General features: G+C 70.8%; 15 protein-coding genes. 7 read left to right on the top strand and 8 right to left on the bottom strand.

Going from position 1 to position 15,413, the window contains the following annotated elements; translation table 11 throughout:
* Positions 1-96 precede the first annotated feature (96 nt).
* From ABZ444_RS21510 to ABZ444_RS21525, 4 genes are all read left to right on the top strand, one after another.
* Positions 97-1,536, top strand: coding sequence for a GuaB1 family IMP dehydrogenase-related protein (locus ABZ444_RS21510; protein ID WP_357999514.1), 1,440 nt, complete (start codon positions 97-99; stop codon positions 1,534-1,536).
* A gap of 136 nt (positions 1,537-1,672) precedes the next feature.
* A complete protein-coding gene (locus tag ABZ444_RS21515) occupies positions 1,673-2,047 on the top strand; it encodes an FKBP-type peptidyl-prolyl cis-trans isomerase (RefSeq protein WP_352357863.1) in 375 nt (124 codons plus the stop codon).
* Between the two features lie 109 nt (positions 2,048-2,156).
* A complete protein-coding gene (locus ABZ444_RS21520) occupies positions 2,157-3,680 on the top strand; it encodes an ATP-dependent DNA ligase (protein WP_357999517.1) in 1,524 nt (507 codons plus the stop codon).
* 396 nt (positions 3,681-4,076) lie between these two features.
* Positions 4,077-4,874: a septal ring lytic transglycosylase RlpA family protein gene (locus ABZ444_RS21525; protein ID WP_357999520.1), complete on the top strand. Its 798-nt coding sequence runs from the start codon at positions 4,077-4,079 to the stop codon at positions 4,872-4,874.
* A 363-nt stretch (positions 4,875-5,237) separates the two neighbouring features.
* Here ABZ444_RS21525 and ABZ444_RS21530 read toward each other — a convergent pair whose 3' ends face one another.
* Complete coding sequence (locus ABZ444_RS21530; protein WP_357999523.1) at positions 5,238-5,714, bottom strand: DUF6326 family protein; 477 nt, start codon at positions 5,712-5,714, stop codon at positions 5,238-5,240.
* 434 nt (positions 5,715-6,148) lie between these two features.
* Between ABZ444_RS21530 and ABZ444_RS21535 the strand changes: the two genes are divergently transcribed.
* The gene (locus ABZ444_RS21535; protein ID WP_357999526.1) at positions 6,149-6,766 is read left to right on the top strand and encodes a TetR/AcrR family transcriptional regulator C-terminal domain-containing protein; all 618 of its coding nucleotides are present in this window, start codon (positions 6,149-6,151) and stop codon (positions 6,764-6,766) included.
* A 23-nt stretch (positions 6,767-6,789) separates the two neighbouring features.
* Positions 6,790-7,353: a transposase gene (locus ABZ444_RS21540; RefSeq protein WP_357999529.1), complete on the top strand. Its 564-nt coding sequence runs from the start codon at positions 6,790-6,792 to the stop codon at positions 7,351-7,353.
* Between the two features lie 695 nt (positions 7,354-8,048).
* On the opposite strand, the gene ABZ444_RS21545 is transcribed toward ABZ444_RS21540, so the two are convergent.
* A complete protein-coding gene (locus tag ABZ444_RS21545) occupies positions 8,049-8,645 on the bottom strand; it encodes a DUF1707 and DUF4870 domain-containing protein (RefSeq protein ID WP_357999532.1) in 597 nt (198 codons plus the stop codon).
* A gap of 130 nt (positions 8,646-8,775) precedes the next feature.
* Between ABZ444_RS21545 and ABZ444_RS21550 the strand changes: the two genes are divergently transcribed.
* A complete protein-coding gene (locus ABZ444_RS21550; protein ID WP_357999535.1) occupies positions 8,776-9,120 on the top strand; it encodes a hypothetical protein in 345 nt (114 codons plus the stop codon).
* Positions 9,121-9,164: 44 nt separating this feature from the next.
* On the opposite strand, the gene ABZ444_RS21555 is transcribed toward ABZ444_RS21550, so the two are convergent.
* From ABZ444_RS21555 to ABZ444_RS21580, 6 genes are all read right to left on the bottom strand, one after another.
* Positions 9,165-10,268 carry a DUF4192 domain-containing protein gene (locus tag ABZ444_RS21555; protein ID WP_357999538.1) on the bottom strand — a complete coding sequence of 368 codons (1,104 nt, stop codon included), beginning with the start codon at positions 10,266-10,268 and terminating at the stop codon, positions 9,165-9,167.
* Between the two features lie 190 nt (positions 10,269-10,458).
* Positions 10,459-11,238 (bottom strand): EI24 domain-containing protein, encoded by a 780-nt coding sequence (locus tag ABZ444_RS21560; protein WP_357999541.1) that lies wholly within the window; start codon positions 11,236-11,238, stop codon positions 10,459-10,461.
* A gap of 10 nt (positions 11,239-11,248) precedes the next feature.
* The gene (locus tag ABZ444_RS21565) at positions 11,249-11,830 is read right to left on the bottom strand and encodes a nucleoside triphosphate pyrophosphatase (RefSeq protein WP_357999544.1); all 582 of its coding nucleotides are present in this window, start codon (positions 11,828-11,830) and stop codon (positions 11,249-11,251) included.
* A 28-nt stretch (positions 11,831-11,858) separates the two neighbouring features.
* On the bottom strand, positions 11,859-12,449 hold the full coding sequence (locus tag ABZ444_RS21570; RefSeq protein WP_357999547.1) for a DUF937 domain-containing protein: 591 nt from the start codon (positions 12,447-12,449) through the stop codon (positions 11,859-11,861).
* A 99-nt stretch (positions 12,450-12,548) separates the two neighbouring features.
* Positions 12,549-14,468 carry an ATP-dependent zinc metalloprotease FtsH gene (gene ftsH, locus ABZ444_RS21575; RefSeq protein ID WP_357984867.1) on the bottom strand — a complete coding sequence of 640 codons (1,920 nt, stop codon included), beginning with the start codon at positions 14,466-14,468 and terminating at the stop codon, positions 12,549-12,551.
* Between the two features lie 37 nt (positions 14,469-14,505).
* A complete protein-coding gene (locus tag ABZ444_RS21580) occupies positions 14,506-15,306 on the bottom strand; it encodes a hypothetical protein (RefSeq protein WP_357999550.1) in 801 nt (266 codons plus the stop codon).
* Positions 15,307-15,413: the final 107 nt, after the last annotated feature.

The following is a 15,413-nucleotide window of genomic DNA, read 5'->3' on the forward strand; positions in this document are numbered from 1 at the left end:
GACATACCTCCCCCAAATGTGTCCCCGGCCGATCATAAGCCCCGGAGAACGGGGGAAACCCCTTGTTAGCCCTGTCACCCCATAAGATGGATGAACGTGAAGTTTCTCAACGACCAAGAGCCTCGTTACGATTTGACTTACAGCGACGTGTTCATGGTGCCGTCGCGCTCCTCGGTCGGATCGCGGCTCGCGGTCGACCTCTCCACGAACGACGGCACAGGAACCACGATCCCCGTCGTCGTCGCCAACATGACCGCGGTCGCCGGCCGCCGCATGGCCGAGACCGTGGCCCGCCGCGGCGGGATCACCGTGATCCCCCAGGACATCCCCCTCGACGTCGTCGCCGACGTGGTCGACTGGGTCAAGAAGCGCGACCTGGTCCACGACACGCCGCTCACCCTCACACCGCACGACACCGTGGGCGAGGCGCTGCAACTGCTGCCCAAGCGCGCCCACAACGCGGTCATCGTCGTCGACTGGGACAACCGGCCCGTCGGCGTGGTGACCGAGGCCGACTGCCAGGGCGTGGACATGTACACGCAGCTGTCGGAGGTCATGTCGAGCGAGCTGCTGACGCTGCCCGCCGGGCTCGACCCGCGCGCCGCCTTCGACCGCCTGCACGAGGGCCGCCACCGCCTCGCGCCCATCGTGGACGACGAGGGCCGGCTGGTCGGCATCCTCACCCGTACGGGCGCGCTGCGGGCCACGCTCTACCAGCCCGCGCTCGACGCCCAGGGCCGCCTGCGCGTCGCCGCGGCCGTCGGCGTGAACGGCGACGTCGCCGCCAAGGCCAAGGAGCTGCTGGAGGCCGGGGCCGACTGCCTGGTCGTGGACACCGCCCACGGCCACCAGGAGAAGATGATCGCCGCCCTGCGCGCCGTCCGGGCGCTCGACCCCGGCGTGCCGGTCGCGGCGGGCAACGTGGTGACCGCCGAGGGCGTGCGCGACCTGGTCGAGGCGGGGGCCGACATCCTCAAGGTCGGCGTGGGGCCGGGCGCCATGTGCACCACGCGGATGATGACCGGCGTCGGGCGTCCGCAGTTCTCGGCGGTGCTCGAATGCTCGACCGAGGCCCGCCGGCTCGGCAGGCACGTCTGGGCGGACGGCGGCGTCCGGCACCCCCGCGACGTGGCCCTGGCGCTGGCGGCCGGGGCGTCCAACGTGATGATCGGCTCGTGGTTCGCCGGCACGTACGAGTCGCCCGGCGACGCCCGTACCGACGCCGACGGGCGCAAGTACAAGGAGAACTTCGGCATGGCCTCCTCCCGGGCCGTACGGCTCAGGACGGCCGAGGACTCCGCCTACGACCGGGCCAGGAAGGCGCTGTTCGAGGAGGGCATCTCGACCTCGCGCATGTACCTCGACCCCAAGCGGCCCAGCGTGGAGGACCAGATCGACGGGATCGTCGCGGGCCTGCGGTCGTCGTGCACGTACGCGGGCGCGGCCAACCTGGAGGAGTTCCACCAGCAGGCCGTCGTCGGCATCCAGAGCTCCTCCGGTTACGCGGAGGGCATGCCGCTCCACCAGAGCTGGTGACCTTCCGGCGCCGATGACCCCGGCGACGCGCCCGCCGAGCGGCCCGGCGCCGGGAGAAAGGGCGGCCATGAACGACGGCCGTACCCCGACGGCATAGAGTCGTCGGGTTATTGTCACCGTCAACAGGAGCACTTTCGTGGCACTCGAGAAGCCCGAGATCGACTTCCCCGAGGGCAACCCGCCCGCCGACCTGGAGATCGTCGACCTCGTCGAAGGCACTGGCCCCGAGGCCAAGCCGGGCCACAACGTCAGCGTCCACTACGTGGGTGTCTCGTTCTCGTCCGGGGAGGAGTTCGACGCGTCGTGGAACCGCGGCCAGGCGTTCGAGTTCCCGCTCGGGGGCGGCCGCGTCATCGCGGGCTGGGACCGCGGGGTCGCCGGGATGAAGGTCGGCGGCCGTCGCAAGCTCGTCATCCCGCCGCACCTCGGTTACGGCGACCGCGGCGCGCCGCCGCGCATCAAGGGCGGCGAGACGCTGATCTTCGTGGTCGACCTGCTCGGCGTCAGCTAGATCGGGAACGGGCGGGCCGCCGACGGCGGCCCGCCCGGCTACCCCTGCTTTGGAAAACCCGGGACATATCGGGTGGGGAAATGTCGGCGTGGTGAGGCACGATAGCGGTGTGCTTCTGATCGACGTGGTCCGGACCTCCGACGCGGTGACGCGCACCTCCGCACGGCTGGGCAAGGTCGGGCATCTGGCCGAGCTGCTCGCCCGGGTCGGCCCGGACGAGGCGGAGATCGCCATCGCCTACCTGTCGGGCGACCTGCCGCAACGCCAGATCGGCGTGGGCTGGCGCTCGCTGGAGGACGTCCCGCAGCCCAAACTCGCCGCCACCGCCACCCTCACAGCCGTCGACGCGCTGCTGACCCGGATCAAGGCCGTCTCCGGCCCCGGCTCGCAGGCGGCGCGCAGGGCGCTGGTCGCCGAGCTGTTCGCCGGGCTGACCAGCCAGGAGCAGCAGTTCATGCGCAGGCTGCTCAACGGCGAGCTGCGCCAGGGCGCCCTCGACGGCGTGATGATCGAAGCGCTGGCCAAGGCGTCCGGCGCGCCGTCGGCCGACGTGCGGCGGGCGCTCACCCTGCGCGGCTGGCTGCCCGCCGTGGGCGCGGCGGCCCTGACGGGCGGCGTGGCGGCGCTGCACGCGTTCAAGCTGGAGGTGGGGCGGCCGGTCTCCCCCATGCTCGCCGGCAGCGCGCCCAACGTGGCCGCCGCGCTGGACAAGGCCGGCTCGCCCGCGTCCCTGGAGTGGAAGCTCGACGGCGTACGCGTGCAGGCCCACCGCTCGGGCACGCAGGTGCGGGTCTTCACCCGTACCCTCGACGACATCACCCCGCAGGTGCCCGAGCTGGTCGAGGCGGTGCTCGGCCTCGACTCCGCCGACCTGGTGCTCGACGGCGAGGTCCTCGCGCTGCGGCCGGACGGGCGTCCCCACCCGTTCCAGGTGACCGCGAGCCGCGTCTCCAGCAAGACCGACGTCGCCAGGCTGCGCGAGCAGACCCCGCTCAGCGTGTTCTTCTTCGACGCGCTGCGCGCCGACGGCGCCGACCTGCTCGACCTGCCGTACTCGCAGCGCCAGGAGGCCCTGGCCCGCGCCGTCCCGCCCGGCCTGCTGACGCCGCGGCTGATCACCGCCGACGTGGCCGAGGCGGAGAAGTTCTTCACCGACGTGGTCAAGGCGGGCCACGAGGGCCTGGTGGTGAAGTCCCTGTCCTCCCCGTACGCGGCCGGCCGGCGCGGCGCTGGCTGGATCAAGGTCAAGCCCCGGCACACGCTCGACCTGGTGGTCCTGGCGGCCGAGTGGGGCCACGGCCGGCGCGAGGGCAAGCTGTCCAACCTCCACCTGGGCGCGCGCGACCCCGAGGGCGGGTTCGTCATGCTCGGCAAGACGTTCAAGGGGCTCACCGACGAGCTGCTGGCCTGGCAGACCGAACGCTTCCTCGAACTCGCCGACGGTCCCACCGACGAATGGGCGGTCAAGCTGCGGCCCGAACTGGTCGTGGAGATCGCCTTCGACGGCGTGCAGCGTTCGCCGCGCTACCCCGGCGGGATGGCGCTGCGCTTCGCCCGGGTGCTGCGCTACCGCCCGGACAAACGCCCCGAGGACGCCGACACCGTAGCCACCGTCCGCTCCCTCATGCTCTGACCCCCGCTTGCCGGGCTGTACGTCCGGAGCGGGGACGGCACGCTGAGGTAGGCGAGGGGTTTGCCTGGCGTTGCGATCGCAGCCTTGGGTCAGGTTGGGCCCGTTCGCGGTCTGAGGTCGGATTGGCCTGAGGCATGGCCTTAGACGAGTTCTGTCGTTCTTCGGAAACCCCAAGATCCTCGGCGTACGCTCGGCGTTCTGGGCCTCTTGCGCCCTTAAGTGATATATGTCACTGTATGTCGCATTAAGTTGTCTTTACCTGCTGTTTGTCGCATATGTTCGTCCTCGCCCGCCGGATGCCCCATCCCTTGCGGGCGGACAGGCCGTCACACGCCTCCCACCCCCCTTGACCTGGCCTTTCCCCTTCCTGTCCCCTAGCTAGGACCGTGGTTTACCTTGGGCCAGCACTCCCACAAATCGTCCCCCAACGACCGCAAGCTCTCCTCGGGCAAGCGCCGCTGGACCGCCATCGCCGCTGGGGCCGCCGTAGTGGCCGCCGCATCGACCACCGCCTGGGCCGCCGTCGGCAACGACGCCCCCGGCACCACCGCCGCCAAGGACGCCGCCACGGCGACCACCTCCACCGGCACCCCCAACCCGCCGGTCGCGGCCAACGTCTCCCAGGCCAGGACCACCACCCCGGCTCCCACGGCTTCGAGCCCCAGCGCCTCGACCTCCACCGCTTCGGGGCCGAGCGCGAAGGGCGTCCCGAACTCCCCGCACGGCGCCACCCCCGCGCCGAAGGCCCCCACCGCCGCCCGGCCCGACGCCACCGAAACGTCGGCATCCGACACAGCCGCGTCCGACACGGCGGCATCGGACACGACAGCGTCCGGTACGGCGAAGAAGACGGCCAAGACCGTCAAGCCGGTCAAGCTCCGGGCCACGAAGCCGAAGGTCCGCGTCCTGTCCTCCGGGACCTGTGGCGCCTCGTACTACGGCGAGCCCCAGATGACGGCCAGTGGCGAACGCTTCAACCCCTCCGCCATGACCGCCGCTCACAAGACCCTCCCGCTGGGCAGCCGCGTCCGCGTCACCAACCCGCGTAACGGCTCGTCGGTCACCGTACGCATCAACGACCGCGGCCCGTACGTGGGCGGCCGGTGCCTCGACCTCTCCACGGCCGCGTTCGACGCGATCGGCAGCCTGGGCGCGGGCGTGATGACCGTCCGCTACGAAGTCCTGGCCCGCTGACCGCCTCCGGTCTCTCCTCGGCCCCGTCTCGCTCGTTCGTCACCCGGGGGCGGGGCGGACCCTCCCCCAGCACCGCCCCCACGAATTCCCACAAATGCCCCGCACCTGACCCCGGACAGCCCAGTCCCGATCCCCCGGGTCAGTTCTCAGAGTGCGTTAAGCGAGCTAATGCCCCCTTCGTCGTTGCGGTTGGTTGGATGAGGTCTGCTGGTCGGTCAGCCGGCGTCCGGCCTACGGGCGCGGCCGGCGCGGACACCGGACCGCTCGTGAGCAGGTTCTCTGCGCATACCGCGACCGAGCTGGTCACGGTCAGCCCGGTGTCCGCGGCGGCGGGCGTCACGCCGTAGGGCTTTACACGGACACCTACTGTCGAAGGTCGGTCGTCGCGGGACCGGCCGGGACGGCGGGGGTTCGAGGCCATGTCCGGGCGGAGCGCAGGATGAAGGCCAGGAGCAGCACCTCGATTCCGATGGAGAGGCCGTAGAAGGGGGCCCATTCCCAGGACTCCCCTACCGCGTTGAACACCGAGTAGGGGATGTAGAGCGATGCAACGACGAGGTTCGTGGCGCGGTTCACCCGGGCGGGCAGCGTCATGGAGAGCATCACCATCAGGGCCGGGATCGCCACGGACGCGAGCATCATGGTCAACAACGTCGGGCTGGTGTCGAACTCGAAGACGACGCCGGCACGGAGGTTGTCGATGACGCCGGGCTTGTGGAGGTGGAAGTAGTCGACGTAGATGTAGAGGAACATGAAGCTGGTCCATGCGGCGGCGAGCTTGGCGTGCACGGGGACCGACCGGCTGTCGAGCAGGTTCGGGGTTCTCGTTCGGATGGTCATCGGTTCTTCTTTCGACAGGAGCGGTCCCTCCGCCGGACTGGCGGCAGGGATGTACCGAGGCCGCGCTCACCTGGACGAGCACATCGCCTCGACCGGGCAGCGGTAGCCCGGACCAACGACTCGAGCGCTGAGGGCAGGCCGTAACGGTGCTGGTCGGCGGCCTGCATCGTCGTCGCCCCGGCCGGACTCGCCCCCGGCACCAGGCGTGCTCCGGCACTTGATCGCTGTTCGATTCCCACAGAAGCCTCCTCACGTCCGAGCTACGACTCCGGCGATTTCGTACACCGTACGTCGTACAGCGTACTACGAGTAGTACGCTGTACCATGGCCGTGCGCTGGACGATTGTCAAGCCGCTCGAGCGAGCGAGAGGAGACCCGTGTCTGCGAGGGAACAACGCCAGGCGGCGTCAGACGCGGCGCTGAGCAAGCAACGGGTGGTGGTCGAGGCGGTCCGGCTCGCCGACCGCGAGGGGGTCGACGGGCTGAGCATGCGCCGGCTGGCCGGCGCGCTCGGCGCGGGCGCGATGTCGCTCTACTACTACGTGGCGAACAAGGAAGAGTTGCTGGACGCCATGATCGACGTCGTGTTCGAGGAGATCGAGCTCCCGCCCGAAGAGACCGACTGGCAGTCAGCGATGCGATGTCGGGCGGTATCCACCCGACAGGTTCTCGCACGCCACCCGTGGGCGATCAGCCTGATGGAGTCGCGGACATCGCCGGGGCCGGCGAACCTCCGCCACCGCGAAGCGGTCACCGCCTGCCTGCGGAGGGCCGGCTTCCCGGTCTTGATGGCGACGCACGCCAACTGGTTGCTCGACAGCTATGTATACGGTTTCGCCCTGCAGGAAGCCAGCCTGCCGTTCGACACCGCCGATGAGTTCGCGGACATGACCGAGGACGTCTTCCTGCCCCAGCTTCCTCCTGACGAGTTCCCCTACCTCAACGAGTCCGCCGCGGTGCTCGCCGCTGCCGGCTACGACCCGGCGGAGGAGTTCACCTTCGGCCTCGACCTCGTCCTGGCCGCCCTAGAGCCCCTGAGAGTGCCTACGTGAGCCTCCATCCGTGATGCCGTCATGTGATCGTGTGGATTTGTAGTGGTACCGCCGGTCTGCGGGTCCAGTTGTGCTGGGATGGCGCGGCGACTGAGCGCAAGCCGTACCCGAGCGACTTAACCGACGCTCAGTGGGCGTTGATCGAACCGGTCCTCACGGCATGGAAGGCCGCGCACCCCTCGGTCAGCGGCCACGAAGGCAACCATGCGCTGCGGGAGATCGCCAACGCGTTCCGCTACCAGGGACGAACCGGCGTCCAATGGGACTGTCTCCCGCACGATCTGCCGCCCAAGGGCGCGACGTACCACTACACCCGCGAACAGGCCCTGACCCGCCAGATCGAGCAGCCCCAGACCGACATCGACTCCCTGACCGCGCGCTCAGTGAACTCAGCCAGGAGGCCGAGCATCTGCGGACCAGCCGCAAGACGCTCCTGTCCCTCGCTGAAGCGGACCCTGCTCCGGCCGAACCGGACGCGCCGCCGCTGGTCGGCTTCGATCATCCCGACTACCAGCAGATCCTCACCGTCTTCGGCCAGACCGGCGGCTCGCTGCGTGCCCGCGACCTGGCTCTGGCGGCGGTTCTGATCCCGTGATCCCTCGGGACCACTCCCCGGACGTCTCCTCAATCACGGTCCCGAACCGCGGTTCCGATGCCTCCGGCCCCCGACCCGAAATCCTCCGGACCCCGACACCCCGAAGACGTCCCCCGAAATCCCCGGACATCCCCCAACGTCCCTCGGTCCCGATACCGCAGGCCCCGATCCGGATCCCCACCGTTCCCGGACGTCCCCGACATCCCTCGGGACCACTCCCCGGACGTCTCCTCGATCACGATCCCGAACCGCGGTTCCGATACCTCGGGCCCCCGACCCGAAATCCTCCGGACCCTCGGCATCCCCGGACACCCCGATGCGGTTCTGATCCCGTGATCCCTCGACCCCGCCCCCCGGCTCCCGATATCCCGGGGACGCCCCCGATGCCCCCGGACGTCCCCCAACGTCCCTCGGTCGCGGTGCCGCGCGGCCTCCCCCGGCCCTCCGCCATTCCCGGACGTCCCCCGACATCCTTCGGGCCCGATCTGAGTTCCCCGGCCCCCGACACCTCTTGGTCCTGATCCAGCCTCCCGGATATCCCCCCGACATCCGCTATCCGCGAGGCCCCCGCATCTGCAGTCCGCGCGTCCGTTCGGTGGCTCCAGCCGCGCGTCGCACTTGCCCCCAGCCCGTGCGCACGCCGCCGTTCCGCCGAGAGCTGGCTCCCCCGCGTGCTGCCGAGAGGCGTTACTTGACCAGCCGGACCGTCAGCGGGTAGCGGAAGCTGCTCTCCGCCAGGGCCGAGATGCCACCGACGATGCCCAGGACGACGGCGCCGACCCAGATCACCGGCAGCAGCACGATGCCGATGACGGTGAGCGGCAGGATGCAGGTGGCCCCCACCACGGTGAGCTGGAAGTTCAGGGCCTCCAGCGCCTGCCGCCGCAGGTACGGAGAGGTCTTGGCCGCCGTGAGCAGCAGGATCAACGGGCCCACCACCGGGATCCCGATGGCCATCAGCAGGTGGCCGAAGGCGGCCTGGACGCGTTCGTTGCTCTCCGGAGCCCGCTCCGGACGGACCGGCCGAGGCATCGGCGGCGCGAATCTCGGCACCGCCATCGCCCCGTACAGCTCGTTCATGATGGGCAACAGGTCGCCGTGGGTACGCGCGGTCATCGCACGCTCCAGCCGGTCGTCGAACTCCAGCTTGTCGAACCGGCCCTCCGCGTAGGCGGCCTTGACGTGCTCGACGACGTGCTCTCGGTCCTGGTGGGTGACGCGCAGATGAGCTGGCGGCACCTGTCCCGGCCCGGGGGTCTTGGGTACCCCAGCCATGATGGTCATGCCTCTCCTTGGAATCGGCAGTCAACCTTCATACTGCGTCCTCGGAGCCGGACGTGCCATCGGGAGAAACCCCGAGCTGTCCCCGAGATCATCCCCGACACCGGCGCTCCGGACGGTATAAAAAGGATCCATGAGATGGCGAGACCGCTACGGTATCCGTCGGCTGCGCGGGCAGAAGATCGCGCGGTTCGACCGCGAGGCGACCGATGCCGACATCGAAGCGCTCATCGCCTTCGCACGTTCGCGGCGTGGCGTCGAGTTCTACGTCGAGCCTGAGACGTTCGCCACCGACACGACCGCTGTGGCGGTGGCCGACGACGGCGAGTGGACCAGGCGCAGGGTCGGGTCGCCCGCGGTGATCCACAAGGTGGCCCGAGATCTGGCGTTACCGGTGTACGACGTGCAGCTGACGGGCTATCCCCCTCGGATGCGGGCGTACAACGAGCGCCGGCGGCGCGAAGAAGGCGGCCTGTAGTTCTGGCGGGAAGGGTGCTGGTGGAGGCCACCGGCACCCTTTCTTCATGCGCTCCCACCCGCCTCCGGGTGCCGGTCGGGCCCCGGCGGGGACGGGGCGTCGTCGAGCAGGCCGAGCATGGGGATCAGCCAGCCGCCGTTCGCCGGGCCCATGGCGGTGTCGAGCTCGGCGGGGGTGGGCAGGCGGTCTCGGACGACGGCGGGTGAGAGCAGGCTCTGCAGGGCGTGCATCAGGAGGTTGGCCATCGAGTAGTGGGGGTCGGTGGTGAGGGCGCGTTCGAGGGCGATGGTGGCCAGGATGTTGTCGCCCGCGCGCCAGGCCGCCATGGCCAGCAGGGAGGCGGCCGGCGGGACGAAACGGGGCTCCAGGCGGCGGGTGAGGTCTTTCCACAGAGGCAGGTGGGCCTCGCGCATCATGGTCCAGGCTTCGTCGCGGACTCTGATCACGGTCAGGGCCAGGCCCAGCCGGGCGGCTGCGATGTCGTCGAGGCGAACGCCGCCGGTGTGGGCGGTCAGGGTCGCGCGGACTTCGGCGAGCGCCTCGGCGACGTAGCCGCGGGCGAAGGTGTCCAGGTCGGGGGCGGCCGTCAGGCGGGCTCGCACCTCGGCGACGGCGGCGGCGGTGGCCTGGCGCATCGCCATGCGGACCGGGCCGGCGGCGGGGGCGATCGTGCGTTCGAGACTGCGGCGGTCGGGGAGGGCGACCAGGCCGCGAACCGTGGCCTCGGCGGCGATCTGGCTGGTGGTCGGGTCGTAGGGGGTGCCTTCGGGCGGGCAGCAGCGGGGTAGGTCGCAGACGTAGGACCAGTAGCGGCCTTCGTGGGCGCGGAGCGCCTCGCCCACGCGGATCTCCGACGCGGCGGCCAGCAGCCTGGCCTCGTCGACGGCGGGCGTGACCGTGTCGCCGCTGCCGTAGCCGACGATGACCAGCTCGGTGACGCCTTCACGGGAGAGGAGGCCGGGGAGGGGGTCGAGGGTGCCCCGGGGGAACGGGAGGTCCCACCGCGCGGCCACCTTGGCCTGGCCGCGGTGGAGGCCGATCACGACCAGGCTGTCGTGAGGGTGGAAGCCGACCAGGTAGGGGACGGCGGCCAGGATGTCGGCCGGGCTGGTCAGGGTGAGGCAGGGGGCCGGGGCGTTGGTCGTCATGAGCGTCAAGGGTGCCGGGGAGGCCCGTCTCGAAAGCGCCCGAGCGCGGTTCTGTGGACGACGAGCGCCCCGACGGCCCACCCTGTGGACGACCGCGGAGGGCGAAACAGACCGGCAGGTCAGGCGGGTGGGGCCGCAGGTGGGGATCACGCGGATGGGGATCAGGCCGGTGGGATCACGCGGGTGGGGATCAGGCCGGTGGGGTCAGGTGGGTGGGGTTGGGGGTGGGGTCCAGGGGTGGGGTGGGGGCGATGCGGGCGCGTACGAGGAGGGCGGCGCCGGCCACCGCGGCCGGCATGGCCACCACCGCCACGAACGGCACCAGGAACAGCAGGAACCCCACCACCCCGAACCCCAGCGTGGTCGCCATGTTCCGGCGCAGCAGCGCGAAGCGTTCCTTCCTGGCCACCCCCCGGCGTTCGAGGGCCAGCGTGGTCAGCTCGACCGTCAGGAAGAACCCTGAGATGAAGGCCCCGAGCACGGGCACCACCGTCTGGCCGATCACCGGCACGAACCCCAGGAAGAACAGCGGCACGGTGAACAGCAGCACGTAGAACAGGGTGACCAGGCTGTCCCTGATCGAGCGGGGCAGCGTACGCCACCACGGCTGCTCCACCGCGCCGGGCAGCGGGTCGGCCTCGGCCGAGAGGCGTTCGTAGAACGGCTCGCCGATCGCCAGCGTCAGCGCCGCGAACGTCAGCACCGCCAGCGCCAGCCCGCCGAGGAAGAGCGCGATGCCCACCAGCGTGCGGAACAGGTCGACCCAGCTCCACGAGTCGGCGAACGGGGTGAAGAACTCGGCCAGGTCGCGCGCGTGGGTGCCGAGCAGGATCAGCGCCGCCACGTAGACGGCGAACGCGATCACCGCCGGGATCAGCCCGAACAGCCACCACCGGCCGTGCCGCGACACCCAGCCGAGACCCTGGAAGAAGAAGCCGACGCCGGCGGCGAAGTCGCGCAGAGATCGCATGCCCGGCAGGCTAGCGCCAGAACGACGTGATCGCGTAACCCAGCTCGTCGAACAGCTCGCGCAGCAGCGGCAGGGACACCCCGAGCACGTTGCCGTGGTCGCCCTCGATGCCCTCGACGAACCAGCCGCCGCGCCCCTCGATGCTGAACCCGCCGGCCAGGCCGAGCGGTTCGCCGGTGGCGACGTAGGCGGCGATCTCCTCCTCCGACGGCTGGCCGAAGCGCACCACGGTGGAGGCCACCTGCGCCGCCTGCCGGCCCGCCGGCACGTCGATCACGCAGTGGCCGGTCACCAGGCGGCCGGTGCGGCCGCGCATGATCCGCCAGCGCTGGACGGCCTCCTCGGGCGTGCCGGGCTTGCCGTAGGGGCGGCCGTCGAGCTCGAGGATCGAGTCGCAGCCGATGACCAGGCCCTCCTCCAGCCCGCTCGCGACCGCCTCCGCCTTGGCCTTGGCCAGGACGAGGCTGAGCGCCGCCGGTGAGTGCGCGGAGAAGGCGTCCTCGTCGACCCCGGAGACGATCACCTTGGGGTCGAGGCCGGCGTTGCGCAGCACGGTGAGGCGGGTGGGCGAGGCAGAGGCCAGAACGATCATCGTCCCAGCTTACCGAAGGCCCGCGCGGTCACCAGTCGTGGTTGGGGGTGCCCCTGGCGGGCTGCCGGTCGGCCGGGTCGTACGGGCCGCCCTGGGCCGGGACGGTGCCGCCGAAGATGCCGCTGAGCAGGCCGTCGAGCAGGTGGCCGAGGCCGCCGGGCAGCGAGGCCTGCTCCTCGCGCAGGTCGGCGGCCAGGGCGGAGGCGTCCATGTTGGCCCTCGCGGCGCGGCCGGCCAGGAGGGACATGACCATGGGGGCGACGAGCGGGAGCAGCCTCATGATGGTGCCGGAGCTGACGCAGGCCAGTTGCGAGAGCCCGGCCGCGGCCCGTTCGGTGCCCTGGCCACCGAGGACGTGGCCGAGGATGCTGTGGCCGTCGCGGGTCAGCGAGGCCACGTCGCCGTTGAAGGGGTCGGCGTCGACGTGGTCGTCGAGGGCGCCGCGCAGGGCCTCGGCGCCGTCGGGGTGCTCGGCGTTGCGGGCCATGCCGCCGATCACGGTGCCGGCCACGGCCTCGACGACCTTGCGCGCCGTGGCCGTGTCGGTGCCGAGCATGCCGGCGATCTGGTCTACGCCTGAGTCGCCGAGCTGGGTGAGGAGCTCGTCATTCAGTGTCAAGGCAGTCCCCCGATCCGAGTCGCGGGAGACGTTCCCCGGCCGTGATCGAGGCAAGGCCGGGGTTCCGCTAAGTCTCGGGAAAGGCGGGTCTGCCGTGGCTCAGTCGAGGGCGGGCTGCTTGCTGCCGCTGGCCAGGCCGGCGGCGGCGTACGCGCTCGCCTCGTCGAGCGTCTCGTGTTCGAGCAGGGCCGCCACGATGCCGTCGAGCCGTTCGCGGTTCTCGGTGAGCACCTGGACGGCGCGCTCGTAGCACTCGTCCACGATGCGCCGCGCCTCCTCGTCGACGGTGGCCAGCGTGGCCGGCGACGCCTGCGGCGAGGAGCCGTCGTTGGGCAGGATGGTCAGCGGGCCGATCTTCTCCGACATGCCCCAGCGGCCCACCATGCCGCGCGCGATCATGGTGACCTGTTCGAGGTCGTTCTCGGCGCCGGTGGTGATGATGCCGTAGACGACCTGCTCGGCCGCCATGCCGCCGAGCGCGCCGGTGATGCGCCCGCGCAGGTACGGCTCGTCGTAGGCGTAGCGGTCGGTGTCGGGGGTGGACAGCGTGACGCCGAGCGCCCGGCCGCGGGGGATGATCGAGATCTTCCTGACCGGGTCGGCGCCGGGCTGGAGCATGCCGAGCAGGGCGTGCCCGGCCTCGTGGAAGGCGGTGCGGGTGCGCTCCTCCTCCGGCATCACGATGCTGCGGGCCGCGCCGAGCTGGAGCTTCTCCAGCGCGTCCGCGAAGTCGGACATGTCGACCTTCTCCTTGCCGCGCTTGGCGGCGAGGAGTGCGGCCTCGTTGACCAGGTTGGCCAGGTCGGCGCCGGTCATGCCGGGCGTGGTCTTGGCGATGCGGTCGAGGCTGACCCCGCCGTCGAGCGGCACGCCGCGCGAGTGGACCTCCAGGATGGCCGTGCGTCCGGCCGCGTCGGGCAGGCCCACCTGCACCGTACGGTCGAAGCGCCCAGGGCGCAGCAGCGCCGGGTCGAGGATCTCGGGCCGGTTGGTGGCCCCGATGACGATCACGCCCTCGGCGCCGGAGAAGCCGTCCATCTCGGTGAGGATCTGGTTGAGCGTCTGCTCGCGCTCGTCGTGGCCGCCGATGCCGCCCGCGCCGCCGCGGGCCCGTCCGATGGCGTCGATCTCGTCGATGAACACGATCGAGGGCGCGACCTTGCGGGCCTCCTCGAACAGGTCGCGGACGCGCGAGGCGCCCACGCCGACGATCATCTCGATGAACTCGGAGGCGCTGGCCGAGAAGTACGGCACCTTGGCCTCGCCCGCCACGGCCCTGGCCAGCAGCGTCTTGCCGGTGCCGGGAGGGCCGGCGAGCAGCACGCCCTTGGGCAGCTTGGCGCCCAGCCTGCGGTACTTGCCGGGGTCCTTGAGGTAGTCGACGACCTCGACGAGCTCGTTCTCCACCTCGTCGATGCCGGCGACGTCGTCGAACGTGACGCGCACCTTGCCGGCCTCGACCGGCTTGGCGGCCTTGGACTTGCCGAGCCCGCTCAGGCCGCCGCCCATCATGCTGGCGCCGCGGCGCATGATCCAGATCCACAGGCCGGCCAGCAGCAGCACGGGCAGCAGCGACAGCAGCAGGTTGGAGAAGAAGCCGCGGGTCAGCGGCTTGGACGTGGTCTCCACCTGGGCCGACTTGAGCTGCTGGTCGAGCTGGTCGGTGTTGGCGAAGGCGGGGATCTCGGTCTGGAACTTGGTGTAGGACTCGTTGCTCTCGGGGTTCTTGGCCGCGCTCCTCAGGTCGCCCTCGACCGACAGGCCCTGGGCGTAGATGTCCTTGACGTTCTTCGCGTCGACCTGCTTGGTGAACTCGGTGTAGGAGATCGTCTCGACCGAGTTGTTGTCGACCAGCGAGGAGACGACGAAGAAGCCCGCGTACACCACGAGCAGGGTGACGACGAAGCGCCACCAGTTGATCTTCGGCCGCCCGCCTGGCGAACCGGGCAGGCCCTCCGAGCGCCAGGGCGGCTTGACCTTGCCCTTGTTCGGTGCCTGCGGCGGTCCAGAGCGTTCCACGGCGTCACTCCCCCACATCGCCGCATACATGATCTTTCTAGCCTAGAACACGCACTCCTGAGACCACGCGGCCAATATCACGCCAACGCTTTCTCTGCGAGTCAGGCACTGTGACGAACGCAAGTCCCGGCTTGCTCATTCCCCCGTCCATCACCACGACGGCCGCTCGGGAGGAATGTCTGCCGTATTTGACGCGGTATACGAGCATCCATCCGGTTTTGACACGTTGTGAGGCGAGCCAACTGATCTTGGAGCCCTTGGGGTGGTGGTTGAGCGTCCAGCGCGCGGCCAGCAGCGCCGTGTCGCGCGGCGACCTCTGCTCCATGATCGGCAGCGGGCAGGTCACGAGCATGCCGCGCAGCTTGCCGCCGCGCGCCGCCGGCAGCACCTGCTTGCTGGTGAACGGCGCCGCGCCGTGCACCTTCCACGGCTTGCCCAGCCGGGGCACGGCCAGGCCGGTGCGCCTGTCCTTCACCAGGCGCCTGGCCGGCCGGGGCAGGGCCATCCGCTTGACCCGTCCGGTCAGGCGGGGGACCCGGGGGTCGGCGTACAGGGCCTGCATGGCGGTGTAGCCGGGCGCGAGCGAGGCGCCCGGCGACGGAGTCGGGGTCGGCGTGAGGGCGGACGTCGGCGTGGGGGGCGACGTCCGCGTGAGGGTGGCCGACGGCGTGGGGGCCGGAGCGGATGAGGCGGGTGCGGACGAGGCGGGTGCGGCCGGCGGCGCGGTTACCGGCCCCGCCACGACCTCGTCCGGCCCGGAGGGGAGCGCCAGGACGATCACCGTGGCGCCGACCGCCACGGCCGCCACGGCGGCGAGCCCCCGATATATCGACCGCATCCGGACATCGCCGATGCGGGAGCGCCTGGGCGGTGAAACAGGGTTCGCAGGGCGGTCTGTGGTTCTCACTCGTGAACCCTCGGTCTCATCTTCCCCATGGAGCACGA

It is taken from the genome of Nonomuraea sp. NPDC005730 (assembly GCF_040630865.1).
Taxonomy (GTDB): domain Bacteria; phylum Actinomycetota; class Actinomycetes; order Streptosporangiales; family Streptosporangiaceae; genus Nonomuraea.